This window comes from Massilia genomosp. 1 (genome assembly GCF_011682185.1).
Classification (GTDB): domain Bacteria; phylum Pseudomonadota; class Gammaproteobacteria; order Burkholderiales; family Burkholderiaceae_D; genus Telluria_A; species Telluria_A rubra.
In genome coordinates, this window is sequence record NZ_WHJF01000468.1 from 1 (window position 1) to 329 (window position 329).

A 329-nucleotide genomic window follows, 5' to 3' on the forward strand; every position below is an offset into this window, starting at 1 on the left:
GCCACATGGTGTTCTCGACCCTGCACACCAACGATGCGCCATCGACCCTGACCCGCTTGATGAACATGGGCGTAGCGCCCTTCAACATCGCCTCGTCGGTGATCATGATCACCGCGCAGCGCCTGGCGCGGCGCCTGTGCACCTGCAAGAAACCGGTCGAGACCAGCCGTGAAATCATGCTTGCCGCCGGCTTCAAGGAAGAAGAACTGGAAGGCGGCTGGAAGCCTTACGGTCCGGTCGGCTGCGACCGTTGCCTCGGCGGCGGCTACAAGGGCCGGGTCGGTATCTACCAGATCATGCCGATTACCCCGGCGATCGAAAAAATCATT

1 protein-coding gene is annotated in these 329 nt (G+C 61.4%); it reads left to right on the top strand.

Going from position 1 to position 329, the window contains the following annotated elements:
• Positions 1–329, top strand: a 329-nt coding sequence (locus F1735_RS34540; protein WP_167241565.1) for a GspE/PulE family protein, incomplete at both ends; no start/stop codon positions are given.